General features: G+C 69.1%; 9 protein-coding genes. 2 read left to right on the top strand and 7 right to left on the bottom strand.

Annotated features, from left to right (window positions below; genetic code table 11):
* Window position 1: 1 nt before the first annotated feature.
* Window positions 2-1,912 carry an ABC-F family ATP-binding cassette domain-containing protein gene (locus G6O54_RS04630; protein WP_165220787.1) on the top strand — a complete coding sequence of 637 codons (1,911 nt, stop codon included), beginning with the start codon at window positions 2-4 and terminating at the stop codon, window positions 1,910-1,912.
* Between the two features lie 28 nt (window positions 1,913-1,940).
* On the opposite strand, the gene G6O54_RS04625 is transcribed toward G6O54_RS04630, so the two are convergent.
* The 6 genes from G6O54_RS04625 to G6O54_RS04600 all read right to left on the bottom strand — a co-directional run bounded on the left by G6O54_RS04625 (window position 1,941) and on the right by G6O54_RS04600 (window position 12,286).
* Window positions 1,941-3,080 carry a hypothetical protein gene (locus tag G6O54_RS04625; protein WP_165220784.1) on the bottom strand — a complete coding sequence of 380 codons (1,140 nt, stop codon included), beginning with the start codon at window positions 3,078-3,080 and terminating at the stop codon, window positions 1,941-1,943.
* A gap of 358 nt (window positions 3,081-3,438) precedes the next feature.
* On the bottom strand, window positions 3,439-5,112 hold the full coding sequence (locus G6O54_RS04620) for a SulP family inorganic anion transporter (protein WP_165220781.1): 1,674 nt from the start codon (window positions 5,110-5,112) through the stop codon (window positions 3,439-3,441).
* Window positions 5,109-6,440, bottom strand: a complete 1,332-nt coding sequence (locus tag G6O54_RS04615; protein WP_205678674.1) for an MFS transporter — start codon at window positions 6,438-6,440, stop codon at window positions 5,109-5,111. The genes G6O54_RS04620 and G6O54_RS04615 overlap by 4 nt, the downstream gene beginning before the upstream one ends.
* A gap of 14 nt (window positions 6,441-6,454) precedes the next feature.
* Window positions 6,455-7,687, bottom strand: coding sequence for a sialidase family protein (locus G6O54_RS04610; protein ID WP_165220775.1), 1,233 nt, complete (start codon window positions 7,685-7,687; stop codon window positions 6,455-6,457).
* Between the two features lie 126 nt (window positions 7,688-7,813).
* Window positions 7,814-10,297: a hybrid sensor histidine kinase/response regulator gene (locus tag G6O54_RS04605; RefSeq protein ID WP_165220772.1), complete on the bottom strand. Its 2,484-nt coding sequence runs from the start codon at window positions 10,295-10,297 to the stop codon at window positions 7,814-7,816.
* Between the two features lie 42 nt (window positions 10,298-10,339).
* A complete protein-coding gene (locus tag G6O54_RS04600; RefSeq protein WP_165220769.1) occupies window positions 10,340-12,286 on the bottom strand; it encodes a basic secretory protein-like protein in 1,947 nt (648 codons plus the stop codon).
* Window positions 12,287-12,491: 205 nt separating this feature from the next.
* Here G6O54_RS04600 and G6O54_RS04595 point away from each other — a divergent pair, with 205 nt between their 5' ends.
* The gene (locus G6O54_RS04595; RefSeq protein WP_165220766.1) at window positions 12,492-13,532 is read left to right on the top strand and encodes an ROK family protein; all 1,041 of its coding nucleotides are present in this window, start codon (window positions 12,492-12,494) and stop codon (window positions 13,530-13,532) included.
* Here the strand turns inward: G6O54_RS04595 and G6O54_RS04590 are convergent.
* Complete coding sequence (locus tag G6O54_RS04590) at window positions 13,514-14,863, bottom strand: NAD(P)/FAD-dependent oxidoreductase (protein WP_165220763.1); 1,350 nt, start codon at window positions 14,861-14,863, stop codon at window positions 13,514-13,516. The genes G6O54_RS04595 and G6O54_RS04590 overlap by 19 nt on opposite strands.
* Window positions 14,864-14,965: the final 102 nt, after the last annotated feature.

The raw sequence follows: 14,965 nt of genomic DNA, 5'->3' as shown, positions 1-14,965 counted from the left end.
CATGATCCTGATCTCCGCCCAGGGACTGGGCCGCCAGTATGCCGGCGATCCCATCTTCCTCGACCTCTCCTTCGAGGTCCGCGCCGGCGAGCGCATCGGGCTCGTCGGGCCCAACGGCGCGGGCAAGACCACCCTCATGAAGCTGCTCGACGGCCTCGAGCAGCCGGAGTACGGCCGCGTCTACGTCCGGCCGGGGATCCGCGTCAGCCTGCTCCGCCAGCACCACGACTTCGGCCCGACCGAGACGCTGATGGACGTCGCCCGGTCCGGGCTGGCGTCGCTCCTCGATCTCCAGCGCGAGATGGAAGAGGCCGCCCAGGAGATGTCCGAGGCCGAGGACGCGGCCGATCGCGACCGCGCCACCCGCCGCTACGACGCGATCCACGAGCAGTTGCTCCACCAGGACGCCTACTCGATCGACCACCGCGTGGAGGAGATCCTCTACGGCCTCCGCTTCACCGAGGCCGAGTTCGACCGACCCGCCCGGACCTTCTCCGGCGGCCAGCAATCCCGGCTCATGCTGGCCAAGATCCTCCTCGAGAGCCCGGACGTGATGCTCCTGGACGAGCCGTCCAACCACCTGGACATCGAGACCACGGAGTGGCTGGAGAACTACCTGTCCAGGCAGCCCGTCGCCATGGTGATCGTCAGCCACGATCGCTACTTCCTGGACCGGGTCGTGAACAAGGTCTGGGAGCTGCACGAGGGGAAGCTCGAGGTCTACCCCGGGAACTACTCGCAGTACTGGAAGCTCCGCCAGGAGAAGGCCAAGGTCCTGGAGCGCCAGGCGGAGCGGTTCGAGGAGCAGACCGAGAAGCTGGAAGCGTACATCCGCAAGTACGGCGCGGGGCAGCGGGCCAAGCAGGCCCACGACCGCGAGCGGAAGCTCGAGAAGCTCCAGGGCGACCGCGTCGAGACGATCCGCGAGATCGTCGGCCCGGTCATGGGCTTCGAGGAGGTCGAGCGCTCCGGCGACATCGTCATCGAGACCCGGCACCTAACCAAGGCGTTCGACAGGCCCCTCTTCACCGACCTGAACGTCGCCATCGAGCGCGGCGAATGCATCGGGATCATGGGCCCCAACGGGTCGGGCAAGACCACCCTCATCAAGACCATGATCGGCCGCGAGAAGGCGGACCGCGGCGAGGCCCGGCTCGGCCACAAGGTCCAGATCGGCTACCACGACCAGGGCCTGCACTCCCTAACCCCCACGACGACCGTCGTCCGCGCCGTCTGGCCCGAGGATGACCCCGACTGGGTCGAAGGCGAGGTCCGCAGCCTGCTGGCCCGGTTCGGCCTCAGCGGCGAGATCGTTTTTCAGACCGTCGGCCAGCTCTCCGGCGGCGAGAAGTCCAAGGCCGCTCTGGCCCGGCTCTGCGCCACCGGGGCGAACGTCCTGGTGATGGACGAACCGACGAACCACCTCGACATCTGGTCGTGCGAGTCCCTCGAGCGCTCGATCCGCGAGTTCGAGGGGACGGTCCTGGTCGTCAGCCACGACCGCTACTTCCTCAACGCCGTGGCCGACCGCATGCTCGTCCTGGGCGACGGCCGCGCCCGGGTCATCGAGGGGGACTACGAGACCTACCAGAACCTGATCCAGCGCGAGAAGGAGGCCGCGGCGGAGAAGGCCCGCCCCAAGGCCGTCGCCGCTCCTGCCGCCCCGTCCGCGTCCACGTCGACCTCCTCCGCACCCAAGAAGAAGTTCTCCTACCGCAAGGCCGCCGACCTCGAGCAGGACATCGCCCAGGCCGAGGCCGAGCTGGCCGAGGTGGAGGACCTCCTGGGCCAGCCCGCGACCTATCGCGACGCCATGACCGCCGTGAAGACCCAGGAACGGCACACCGCGCTCAAGGAGAAGCTCGAGAAGCTCTATCCCCACTGGGAGCACGCGATCGAGGCCAACTGGTGACGGGTTGCTCGCTCGTCCGGCAAGAACTTCAGAACCGGACGTTGAGCTGGGCGAGGAACTCGCAATCGAAGGGGATCGGCCCGACCGTGGGCACGACCAGGCCCATGCCCAGCGTCGCCCGGTGCCAGAATTCGAACGTGCCGCCGAAGGTCAGGTTGAACTGGGTGTTGAAGGGAAGGCCGGCCTGCTCGAACACCCACGCGGCCCGCTGAGGGCCCTGGAGCGGTACGTTCAGGTGGGCCTCGAAGGTCGGCGCGAATCCCGTGAAGAACGCGGAGGGACTGTCGCTGCGATAGGCCCAGAACCCGAATCCGATGTCCTGGAACATGATCATGGACTGGACCGTGACCAGGGGGAGTGTAAACGAGGAGAACCCCTGGAGGAAGAAGCGATCACGCGTGACGATGTAGCCGAGGAACGGCTGGAGGATCGACGCGGTCGACGGCCCGGGGTCGATCGTCTGGTTGCTCGCGGTGGGGAAGCTCAGCGACGCCCCGCCCGAGATCATGTAGCCCTGATTCAGGTCCTCGACGAGCTTGAACTTCACGATTCCGTTCATGTTCCCGAAGATCGTCGAGTTGTAGGTGGGCGGTGCGGGGCGTGGGATGGCTGGGCCGCCGGGGATCGGATTCTGGACGTAGTAGGTGCCCCGCGACAGGGCCTGGATGCTGTTGATGGGCATCCGGAACCCGAGCGAGAACCATTCGCCGAAGGTCTTCTCGAATCCGAACGTGTTGAGGAAGAGGTTCACCCGCTTGTAAGGGGTCGAGACGTCCTGGAAGTGGCTCGGCTCGAGGTTGCTGTAGAAGTTGAAGCGGTAGAAGACGCGGTCGAGGGGACGAGGGCTCTCCCCCACCCCGACCTTGATGTCCGTCATGGGGTTTGCGAGCGGACCGATGAAATCGCCGAGCATGTAGGGGACGAACGGCGGATCGACGCGGGGGGAGTTGAGGATCGGGGCGACCGGCGAGACGGCGATCGGCGGGCATGCCTCGGACGCCGGGTCCACAGTCGCCGTCCGGCCCGACCGCGACCCCGCGCGGATCGGGGGGACGTCGAGGCTGGGCGTGACGTCGTCCGACCCGTCCTGTGCCGCGAGGGTTCCGGGCACGATCGAGACGGTCAGGATCAGCAAGGTGCCAATCCGGAGGATGGGTAGGCCAGGCATCCGTGCCCCTCTCAGCGTCCGCCCCCGACCCTCAGTGAGAGACGTGCTGCCGCGAATCCATCGCGGTCACGGAGTCGGCAATTGAAGACGTGACTCAAATAGCGGATCGTCGCACCTTCGCTCGATCCCGATGGCGGGACTTTTACTCGCCTGTCCCGCGGCTGTCAACAGGGACTGACGGGCCGAGGGCGGCGCCTCCCCGTCGATGGGGATTCCTGATGTGGACGTCGGGATTCGACAGCCCTGGGAGAGGTAGGGCTGTCGCAACCGGGGAAGGACGCGACAGCGGGGCCGACCAGATGGCTCCGTTGGGCGGGCCCTCTGGTGCTCTCGACGTGAAAAGCGGCCCGCCCGACGCTCAGATCGCGATCGCCTCGTCTTCCTGCTCGGCCCGCGTCGGCGCAATCCCAAACCTGCCGAGGAGACCGATGGTCGCGGCCATGGCCAGGTAGGCGGCGGCCCAGTGGTAGGGGGTCTGCTGGGCGGACGCCGTCGCTCTCCCCTGCTCCGCCAGCTTCTTCAGCACGGCGCCCGGCATGTTGATCTCGCCCGACGGCAGGGGCGAGTGGATCACGCCGAACCAGGCGCAGACGGCGGCGAAGACGAGCGTGATGACGGCGGGGCGGATCTTGGCATCGATCAGGTGGGACAGGAACGTGCCCCAGAGGAGGGACGTCACGATGAAGCCGCCCGAGAGCATGGTGACCGTCGCGATCCAGCCCTGGGTGTCCGGACGGAGCTCGCCGAAGGGCTTTCCCAGGTCGGAGAGCAGGTTGTTGGTCGCGATCAGGGCGAGATAGCCGAGCGCCGGGACGCACGCCAGGCCAACGGCCGGATAGTGGCGGAACGTCGTCGCGTGGAAGGACTGGGCGGTGATCTCGAGGCCGATGAAGACCAGGATCGGGAACACGACCGACCGGGGGAGGAGGAAGAAGATCCAGTCGAAGTAGCCGAGGATCCCGGCCGCCCCCACGAACAGCGCGGTGGCGAGCGTGTACCCCGCCCGTGCCCCCATGGCCTTGTAGGCGGGATGGCCGATGTAGGGCGTGGTCTGGATCACGCCGCCGAAGAGGCCCGCGACGATCGTCGCGAGGCCCTCGACCGCGATGATCGATCCGGTGTGATAGTCGTCCCCGGCCGCCGCCGCGCTCTCGGTGCAGTCGATCCCGCCGACCACGGTCGCCAGGGCCAGCGGGATCGCCACCGGCAAGAAGCCGACGACCTCGGGCCAGGACTGGCTGATCCAGGCCCACCAGGCGTTGTGGGGCATCGGCAGGGCCATCCGGAAGAGGCTCGACGGCGCGGGGCCGCCTTCGCCCGCCCCGGGACCGAGGCCGACGACGTGCATCCCGTAATAGACGGCACAGCCGGCGACGACCGCGGCGAGGGCCCCGGGGATGTGGCGTGGGAGCTTCCATCGCGCGGTGAGCGTCGCCAGGATGATCGCCAGCGAGACGAGCCCGGCCACCGGGTGCGCCGTGATGTCCCGGAGCGGCAGGAAGCTGATGATGACGAGGGCGATCGCGGCCAGCGAGCCGAGCAGGCCCGCCCGCGGGACCACGTTGCGGACCCAGCCGGAGACCGCCGCGCAGACCAGCTTGAAGATGCCCGAGGCCAGGAGCATCGACAGGCCGATGAACCAGGCGTGCTCCGCCGCCGCGGCCGGCTCGAGCCCGCGCGCAAGGGCCGCCGTGTAGGACGGGCCGATGATCAGGATCACCGAGCCGAAGGTGCTGGGCGTGTCCAGCCCGAGGGGCATCGCCGTCACGTCGGATCGGCCCGTCTTGCGGGCCATGTACCAGGCCATGGCCGTGAAGATGAGGTCGCCGACGAGGACGCCGACGGCCGTCCCCGGGATCATCCGCGAAAGCACGAAGTCGCGCGGCATGCCGAACCCGACCAGGAGGCTGGTCATCAGGATCATGCCGCCGATGTTGTCGATCATCAATCCGAAGAACGCGTTGAGGTCGCCCCCGTGGAACCAACCTTCACGCGCCGGTGCACCCGCCGCAACGTCCGGAACAGAGCTCACGAGCCGAGCCTTTCGTCATGAGGGAGATTGTCCTTGTCGCGGGAGAGGGTGTCGGCCTCGGCCACTCCGGCCGCGGCGAGCGCGAGCAAACCGACCAGCAAGTAGACCAGAGCCGTGGACGCGATCGCCACGTCAAGGCCGAACGATTTCGAGGCGGCCCCCACGGCCAGGGGGGCGAGGAATCCCCCGGCCCAGCCAAGGGAGTTCATCAGGCCCGCGGCCGTCCCCCGATCCTCGGGACGGACCACGTCGAAGAGCGAGGCGAAGATGTTGGCGTCGTAGATCCCCTTGCAGAGCCCCGCCGCCGCCAGGGCGGAGACCACCAGGCCCCAGGAACCCGTCCATCCCGACAGGAACACGAACGGGGCGCCCAGGATCAGACCCAGGCTCTGGACGCGGATCCGCCCCCCGCGCCGCGATAGGGCCGCGAGGTCCGCCAGGTAGCCCCCGATCAGGGCCCCGAAGAGGCTCGCCAGCGGCCAGACCGTGGACGTCAGGGACGAGCCAGCGATCCCCATCGAGAACTTCCGGAAGAGGAAGGTCGGGAGCCATGTCAGGAACGCCGACGCGACGAAGTTGGCACCGATGAAGACGCACAGAAGGAGGATCGCCGCCGGGTTCCCCAGGATCCTCCCCGCCTTCGACCACATCGGCTCGTGGATCCGGAGCGCCTCGAGCTCGTCGATCCCGAGATCGTCCTCGGCCCGCCCCTTGGGGTCGTCGGACTGCCCCCGTTTCGGTTCGATGAGCAGGAACCCCAGGGCCAGGGCATAGACCAGGCCGGCCGCCCCGAGCACGTAGAAGGGCGATCGCCAGCCGTAATGTTCCGAGAGCTTCCCGGCCAGGGCCAGGCCGCCGGCCGTGCCCAGATAGACGCTCGTCTGGTGGATCCCGAGTGCCTTCGACCGCGTCCCCTTGCCGTGGTAGTCGGCCAGGAACGAGAGCGAGGCCGGGAAGTAGAACGACTCGCCCAGGCCCTCCGCCCCCCGAAAGAGGACGAGCTGCGCGAAGGAGTTCGACATCCCGGTCGCCGCGCAAATCAGGCTCCAGAAGGCGAGCCCGGCCGGGATCAGGATCCGGCGGCGGACCCGGTCGACGAAGTAACCCGCGAAGGGGGAGGTCAACGCGTAGACGACCATGAACGCGGAGCCGATCAGGCCGAGTTGGACGTCACTGAGCGAGAACTCCGACGCCAGCAGCGGGAAGACGGAGTTCACCGCCTGGCGGTCGGCATAGTTGAAGAACCCGCAGAACCAGAGCAGGCCGAGAACGACCCACGGATAGGCCCCGCGCGTCGGCGAGGCTTCGTCGCCCCCGGTACGTGTCACTCCTGGCATCTCCTCTACCGGCCGCTCGCGGGGGAATCACCCTGGCGGAGCCATGCCTCGTTGAACCGCGCGTACTTGATGGTGGAGCCCTTCCCCTTGTCCCGGTACGTGTAGGTGGCGTGGAGAGAGCCGTCGGACCCCTGGAACATGGACGGGTAATGATACTGTCCCGCCCCCGGCTCCCGTCGCTCGAGATGCCGCGTCCACTTCCAGGTGGCGCCTTCATCGTCGGAAAGGGAAACCGCAAGTGTGTGCCTGCCCGTCTCCGCGTCGTTGTAGATCAGGGCCCAGTCGCCGTTACGAAGCCGGGCCGCCTCGATGCCGGCGCCGGGATTGAGGAAGGTGGTATCCGTGACGGGCCCCCAGGTCTCACCGCCGTCGCGGGATGCGCTCACGCGGATGCGCCGGTGCGGCCCGTTGTCCCGCATGTAGGCGACGATCGTCCCGTCCTTCTTCTCCACGAGGCTGGGCTGGATGTTGCCGAAGCCGACCATCGGCCGGCCCGCCTTCCAGGTCACGCCGCCATCATCGCTGATGGCCATCAGGGACAGGGAGAACGTATCGCAGTAGAGCGGCAAGAGCCAGCGGCCCGGATGGCCCGAGGCTCCGTCCGGGCGGAGCACCACGGCGCGGACGCGGGGCATCCAGCCCAGGCGCTGATAGATCAGCTCGCGGGAGCGAGCGGTGAACGGGGCGAGCTCCTCGAGATAGCGCGACTTCTCCTCCGCAGTGAGAGACGCGAGCCCTTGCCGCACGACCTCCTCGAACTCCTCGCTCGCGGGAGTCAGGTGGAGGACGCCGAAGCGGCTCCATGAAATGGGCCCGGGCGGCAGAGACGGGCCCGCGACCTGGAACTTGAGGAGGGCGGTCTCCCACCGGTGATCGAGGATCGTCGGCCAGAAGAGCCAGACCTGGCCCGCCGGGCTGGGGAAGAGCGCGGGGTTGCAATCGGGATAGCCCGGCGTATCCGCCATCTGGAAACGCGGCCCCCATTCCGTCCTGCCCGGCTCGAGCCAGGCCCCCTGGATCACCACGTCGTCCGACTTACGCTCGCCGCTGCCGGAATACCAGGCGGCCAGCAGCCGCCCGGGCTCCGTCTCGATGACGCAGGAGGCGTGGTTGTGCTTGTCCTCGGGGGCGAAGAGGATCGTGGAGGCGGACTGCGGCTCCTCACCCCGCCCGGGGCTCGCCCCCAGGATGAAGAGAACCTGGGCCCCCAGCAGGATGCGGAATGCGGAATGGCGCATGGAGTCTCTCGTTGCGTTCTCGAGTGGCGGGATCGACGCAAGAGTGTATCCCGGCCGTGGGGCGCCCTCAAGGGAGGACGCGTGCCCGCCCCGATCAGGGGATCCCGCCGGACGGGGCGTCCGACATCAACGAATTATCTCGGGCTGGAGATAGGGCATCAGGTCGAGGAGCTTGACGGGCTTCACGAGGTGGCCGTCGCAGCCTGCGACCCGGGAACGCTCTCGGTCCGCCTCCTGGCCCCAGCCGGTGAGGGCGACGATCACGGCGGACCTGGCCCAGGGACGCTCCCGGATCCGCCTCGCGGCGTCGTAGCCGTTCATCCTCGGCATGCCGACATCCATCAGGATGATGGACGGGTGGAAGTCCTCCGAGCAATCGACCGCCTCATGGCCGTCGTGCGCGACGCGGACTTCGTGGCCCAGCAGCTCCAGCATCGACGCCATCGAGTGCGCCGAGTCCCGATTGTCATCCACCACCAGGATCCGTCGCAGCGGGCCCCGCGGCAGGGCCGCATTCGAGCCCCCATCCGGGGCGGAGACCGCCGGCCGCTCCGCCAGGATCGGCAGGGTGATCGTGAACGTGGAACCACGCCCCGGGCCCTCGCTGGCGGCGGCGACCGTCCCGCCGTGCATCTCCACGATCCCCTTCACCAGCGCCAGGCCGATGCCGAGCCCTCCGGTGGATCGTTCCATGGATCGATCGACCTGGGAGAACATGTCGAAGATGGAGGCGATCGCCGCGGCCGGGATCCCGATCCCGGTGTCACGGACGGCGACGACGACATCCGTTCCCCGCGTGGCCGCCGTGATCCAGACTCGACCTCCGCGCTCCATGTACTTCGCGGAGTTGGTCAGGAGGTTGCTGAAGACCTGGGCGAGGCGGGTGAGATCCCCCCTGAGGTGGATCGGTTCCCCGGGCAGGGAGACGTCCCATCGGTGCCCGGCCGCCTCGAGCGCGGGGCTCGCCGTCTCGACCGCCGCCGCGATCGCGTCCGAGAGGAGTATCCGCTCCCGCCTCAGCTCCATCTTGTCGCGGCTGATCCGGGACACGTCCAGGAGGTCGTCGATGAGCCGCACCATGTGGCCCAATTGCCGCTCCATCATCTCCCGGGCCTGAGCGCTGAGCGTCCTGTCCTCGCCCGCGAGCCGCATGACCTGGAGGCCGTTGCGGAGCGGGGCGAGCGGGTTGCGGAGCTCGTGCGCCAGCAGAGCCAGGAAGTCGTCCTTGCGGCGATCGGCCTCCCGGAGCGCCTCCTCGGCTCGCTTGAGCGAGGTGACGTCCACGGTGACGCCGTCGAATCGGATGGGAGTGCCGTCGTCGCGATAGGTGGTACCGCCCAGGGCGCGGATCCACTTCGCGTCGTGGGTTGACGGGTCGACCGTCCGGTAGATGACGTCGTACGGCTTTCGGCTCCGGATCGATTCCTCGATCGCCGCGCGGGTCGGCCGGCGATCGTCCGGGTGGATTCGGCCGTAGAAGGTGTCGATCGTGACCCGGGCGTCGGCGGGGAGCCAGAAATGCTCCTTGACCTGCCGGTCCCAGACCAGCTCGTCGAAGGGAAGGTCGCAGTACCAGAAGCCCACTCCGGAGAGGCGGACGGCGTAGTCGAGGCGGGCCCGGTGCTCGTCGAGTGCCCGCGCCGATGCAACGCGCGCGGTCACGTCGCGGGTGACGGCGAGGTGGAGGAATCCGCCGGCCGGGGAGGCGAGGGGGACGCCGGTCGTCTCCATGTGCCGCCGCGTCCCCCTTGCGCCGACGATGTCGAATTCGAAGGTCCCGCCTTCGCCCCGGCAGACGGAGTCGTGGAAGGCCCGATAGGACTCCCGGAAATCCGCCGCGATCACCTCATAAATGCTGCGGCCGATTGCCAGCGATCGGTCGGCCTCGATCATCCGGAGCCCGGCGTCATTGATCTGGAGCAGCGTGCCGTCCGCGGCGACCAGCTTCACGCATTCGGGAGTCGTCTCGACGATCGCACGGTAGCGGGCCTCGCTCTCCCGCAGGCGATCGTCAGCCTCCCGCCGCTCGATCGCCAGCGCCGCCGTCCGCGAGAGCACCTCGATCAGTCGTCGTTCGCCCGCGGTCGGCTCCCTCGCCTCGAAGAAGTAGGTCCCGAAGGTGCCGAGCACGCGCCCTTCCGCCCCGAGTATCGGCATCGACCAGGCGGCCCTGAGATTCAGGCCCAGGGGGAGGTGCCCGAGCGCGGCCCAGCCTGGAGCCGTCGCGAGATCGGGCGTGACCACGGGCTGCCGGAGGGCCGCCGCCGCGGAGCAGGTCCCGATCCACGGATCGATCGGCCCGCCGTCGATCGCCCGCAGGTACTCCTCGGGAAGGCTCGGCGCCGCGCCGGTGACCAGCCGACTCCCGTCGGGATCGACGAGGAGGATAGCCGCGCGGACGGGTTCGGCGGCGTTCGCCTCCACGATCCGGCAGAGGGCATCGAGTACCATCCTGAGTGGCTCGCCGCGTGCGATCCGCTCCAGGACCTCCTTCTGGCCTTCCAGGAGCGAGTCCGCCCGATCGTGGCCGCGAGCTTTCTCCGGCGGGCCGGCGGCGGAGTCGGGATCGTCGCTGGCCACCTTCTTCTCCTTTCTGTCCTGCTCGAGCATCGCTCGACGTGCCTCGTTCGGCGACCCAACCCAACGTCCCGGTCAGTTTCCGCTCCGGCCCCTGATCCGCTCGAAGAACTCGACGATCGGGCCGGGATCGGCCAGGCCGTGCGGGTGGTGATCCCCGCCCGGCTTGATGATTCGCTCGACGGATCCGCCCAGCTTGCGGTAGCGATCGTACAGGATCTCGGAGTTCTCCTCGGCCGGGAGGGCCCGGTCGCTGTCCCCGTAGACCAGCAGGATCGGGACCTTCGATCCGACGAGCTTGCCGAGGTTGTCCAACGGGTTCCCCTTGAAGGCGACCGCCTCCGAATCGTCCTTGAAGCCGTAGGCCGAGAGTAGCTTCCGCCACTCCTCGAGCGAACCCGGTCCGCGGCCCAGTCCCTTCGCCCGGCCGCCGGGCCAGCTCTTGAAGTCGCAGACGCCGTTGTCGAGGTAGACCAGGAGCGTGCGGTCGGGATGGGCGGCGGCCCACGCCATGCAGTAGAGGGCCCCGCGGCTGAGGCCGATCAGGGCCGGCCTGGGCGACAGGCCATGCTCCTTCACGAGCAACTCGTGTACCTTCTCCCATGCCCTCATCGCCCGGGGCGAGCCGAACTGGTCGGGAACTCCGACGTAGGCCAGGTGCCATCCCTTCCGGACGAGCTCGATGTCGGCGTTGGGGAAGGCGCCGAAGAACTCGCCGCGCCACGCCCAGGGCCGTCCGGGCAAGGGCTTCTCCGGCTCGACCACGATCACGTCGATTCCCTCCACCTGGAAGTCGTGCCGCAGATGTCCCTCCCACCGGCTCTCCTTGCCGGGAAACGGCTTCCGATCCGCTGCGGTTCCGGAGGCGTTCCGCCGGGGTCCTCGGCCGGGACGGCGGCTCGCGCGGGCCTGCCGGTCGTCCCGAGCCGGGCGATCCTTGGGCGCGCCGATCGACGCCAGCCACTCTTCGTTCAGGGCGTCGATCGTCTTCCCGGTCAGCCGCTGCCAGGTCCCGGCGTCGTAGGTGCCGTCCCTGAGGGTCCTGTCCAGCTTGCGGACGACATCCGGCTCGTGCTTCGAGGTCACGAAGTTAAGGAACGTGGCGGTGGTCCGATAGCTGCCGTCGTAGTTGGCGGTCAGCGGATCGACGGGCCCCGCCTTGCCCGGCTCGTAGACGAAGAAACGGATGTAGTCGTCGATCCCCTCCACGAGCCAGGAGGGGCATCTCGGGCCGCCGTATCCCCGGTAGCCCTGGATCAGGTGGACCGTCTCGTGGATGATCGCCCCCCGGTCGTCGCGATGGGCGCCGAACCAGGCCACCGAGGCCGTGATCCGATGGCCGCCGGCCTCGGCGACGCCCCGGTAGTCCCCGCGGAGGAACAGGGTGGCCGTCGTCGGCGGACTGCACTTCCCATCGACGAGGGTGCGGACCAACGAGTCGTACCACTGCTCGCAGAGTCGCGCCGTCTCCTCGGCCCAATCCGAGAGCTCGGGCGCATCATCGCAGACGACCCTCAGCTCGAACGGGTGCTCGAAGGGCTTGACGCGGTCGGAGCCGAAGACAAGCTCCCGGACCTCGAGCGGATGCCCAAGGTCGGCGCCGACCGCGATCCGGAGGGCCCGGATCGTGCCGGCCGGGATGGACGCCCCGGCGATCCCCGCCGCGTCGAATGCCGCGACCGGTTCGAAGTTCGTCCCGTCCCGCGAGACCTCGAGGCGGCCGTTCGAGAGGGGCTCGCTCCCATCGGGCCGACCGGTCGTCACGGAGACCGACGCGACCGGCTCGGCGACCTCGAACGTCATCGTCAGGAAGTCCCCCTTCCGAGCATCCTCGCGGGAGCGGAACGAGGTTTCCGGATGGCCGTCGAAGGCACGCTGGCGGATGTGATCGCCCGCGGAAGCCAGCGAGCTCGTCATCGCGATCCGGGCCCGCCCCAGGCCGGTCGCCGGCTCGGCTCCCAATGCGTGGGAACAGGCCGCCACGACACATCCGCACCACAGGAGATTCCAGCGAGAGGCCATCGGTCGTCGTCCTCGAAAGGAGTAGCTTTCTCCAGCCTTCAGGATAATCGGCCGGGGCTGGGGCTGTCGTCCCGGTTCCGTCCTCGAGGAACCCGATCGGCGCCGCTGCGGGCTTTCGGCGGCGGCCGTTCTGCCGTAAGCTGACGGTCCCCCTCCGGGGGGAATCATGGTGATTCAGGCGCTCTGGCGGCGAGGCGGGACGGGGATGAAAGACGACGACAAGGCCGTTTATCTCGGGACGGATTGTGGCGCGACGACCTCCAAGGTGGGGGCCGTCTGGGGGGACGGGACGGTCGTCTCGACCAAGCTCCTCCAGCGTTCGACGAGGAGCCAGGACGGCCCCGCGGCCGTGGTCAAGAGCTGGGTGGACGCCGCCAGCGAATTCCTCGAGCAGCATGACCTGTCCTGGGACCAGGTCCGTGGCGCCGGGCTGGCCATCCCGGGGCCCTACCAGCGATACGGGGTGCTCGACAAGTCGCCGAACCTGCCGGATAGCTTCACGGGGTTCGACGTCCACAACGGCTACGCCGGGGCCCTCGCCGATCGCGCCGGCCATCCCATCCCCCTGACCGTCGGCAACGACGGCAACCTAGGCGGCGTGGGAGAGGCCCAGCACGTCCGCGGGCGGGGCCACGGGACGGTCCTCCTCCTCGCCCCGGGCTCCGGCCTGGGTTGTGCGTTCGTGGACGATCGCGGGCTCCCCCTGGACGGCGACACCCTGGCCGGGATGGAAGGTGGGCACGTCCCCCTGCCCCTCCACCTGCTGGACGCGAAGCCCTACCCCTGCGGCTGCGGCCGGACCTGGGGCTGCGTCGAGGTCTACACGACCCTCTCCGGACTCCCCTACCTCCTGGCCGAACGCCTGGAGAAGTACCCCGATCACGAACTGGCGAAATCCGACCGGCCGATGAAGGAACGCGTCTTCGGCCTCCGGACCCTGGCCCAGCAGGGGGACCCGCTGGCCCAGGAGATCTTCGACTTCCAGGCGAAGGCGCTGGGGATCCACGTGGCGGTCCTGGCGATGGCCGTGGATCCGAAGTACGTCGTCATCGGCGGCGGCCTGATGGATCCTGAGGCCACCTCCGACGCCTTCCGCGAGCGCTACCTCGGCCTGGTCCGCGAGGCCGCGCTCCCGCTCCTGTGGCCGGCCCAGCGGGCGACGCTGACGATCGTCCCGGCCTCGCTCGGCGACCTGTCGCAGTCGATCGGAGCCGCGCTCGTCGCCCTCTACCGCAGCCGCTCCTGATCGGGACGAGCATCGCCGCTCGGCAGGGATCCCGAGGGTGCAGGACGTTCCCCCGGGACGGCGCACGGCAGTCGCGGGTCTCCGGTGATCAGCCGGGCGCCCCGGCTCGCCGTGATGAGCTGCCAGAACCAGTTCATGAGCACGGCGAATCGATTGCGGAAGTTGACCAGCGACGCGACGTGGACCACGGCCCAGAGGAGCCAGGCGAACGGGCCCGCGAACTTCAGGCCGCCGATCTGGGCGACGGCCCGCCAGCGTCCGATCGTCGCGAGCGAGCCCTTGTCGCGATAGGCGAACGCCCGGTCCGCCGCCGCTGCGGGAGTCCCCCGGGCCTCGGCGGCGATCAATCGGGCGGCGTGGCGTCCCATCTGGATCGCGGCGGGGGCCACGCCCGGCACCGGCATGCCCCCTTTCGCCCCGTTCGAGGCGGCCATGTCGCCGATCACGTAGACGGCCGGGGCCCCCGGGACCGTGAGGTCCGGCGCGACCGAAACGCGGCCGGACCGGTCGAGCGGAACGCCCAGGCTCTTGCCCAGGGGATTCGCCTGGACGCCGGCCGCCCAGAGGATGTTCCTCGCCGGCACGAACTCATCCCCGACCGTCACTCCGCCGTCGGCCACGCCGGTGACCCTGGCCCCGAGGCGGACCTCCACCCCCAGCGATTCCAGGTCGCGCCTGGCCCGATCGCCGAGCGAAGGGTCGAAGGCGGGGAGCAGCCGATCGCCCCCCTGGAGCAAGAGGACGCGGGCCGTCTTGGTGTCGATGTTCCGGAAGTCGGCGGGGATCGAGCTCGCCGCGATCTCCTTGATGGCGCCGGCGAGCTCCACGCCCGTGGGCCCGCCGCCGACGACCGCGAACGTGAGGGCCGCGCGGCGGGCCTCCTCGCCGACCTCATACTCGGCATCTTCGAAGGCGAGCAGGAGCCTGGTGCGGATGGTCGTGGCATCCTCGACGGATTTCAACCCCGGCGCCAGCGTCGACCAGTCCTCCCGGCCGAAGTAGGAGTGGGTGGCCCCGGCCGCCAGGATCAGCCAGTCGTACGGGATCTCACCGCCCTCGAGCTGGACGACCTTGCGCGTGACGTCGACCCCCGTGACGCTCGCCAGGGCCACGCGGCAATTCTTCTGCCGATAGAGGATGTGTCGGATCGGCGACGCGATGTCGGCCGGGGAGAGCGCCGCGGTCGCGACCTGGTAGAGCAGCGGCTGGAACGTGTGGTGGTTCTTGCGGTCCAGCAGGAGCACGTCGACGGGGGCCCGGGCGAGGGCCCTCGCCGCCGCCAGCCCCCCGAATCCGCCCCCGACGATGACCACCCGCCTTCGATCCATCATCGGGGTGACTGCGGCCTCGCCTGAAAGGGAAGAGTCGGTGACGGTCTCTCGCCGGTGCAACTTCAGGATGATCGTACGGCGCTCGGGTTTCAAGTCAACCGG

Origin of the sequence: Aquisphaera insulae, assembly GCF_011064615.1 — a bacterium.
In the GTDB taxonomy this organism is placed as follows: Bacteria; Planctomycetota; Planctomycetia; order Isosphaerales; family Isosphaeraceae; genus Aquisphaera; species Aquisphaera insulae.
Note: the sequence above shows the minus strand (reverse complement) of the source record. Positions and strands in the feature narration are given on the sequence as shown.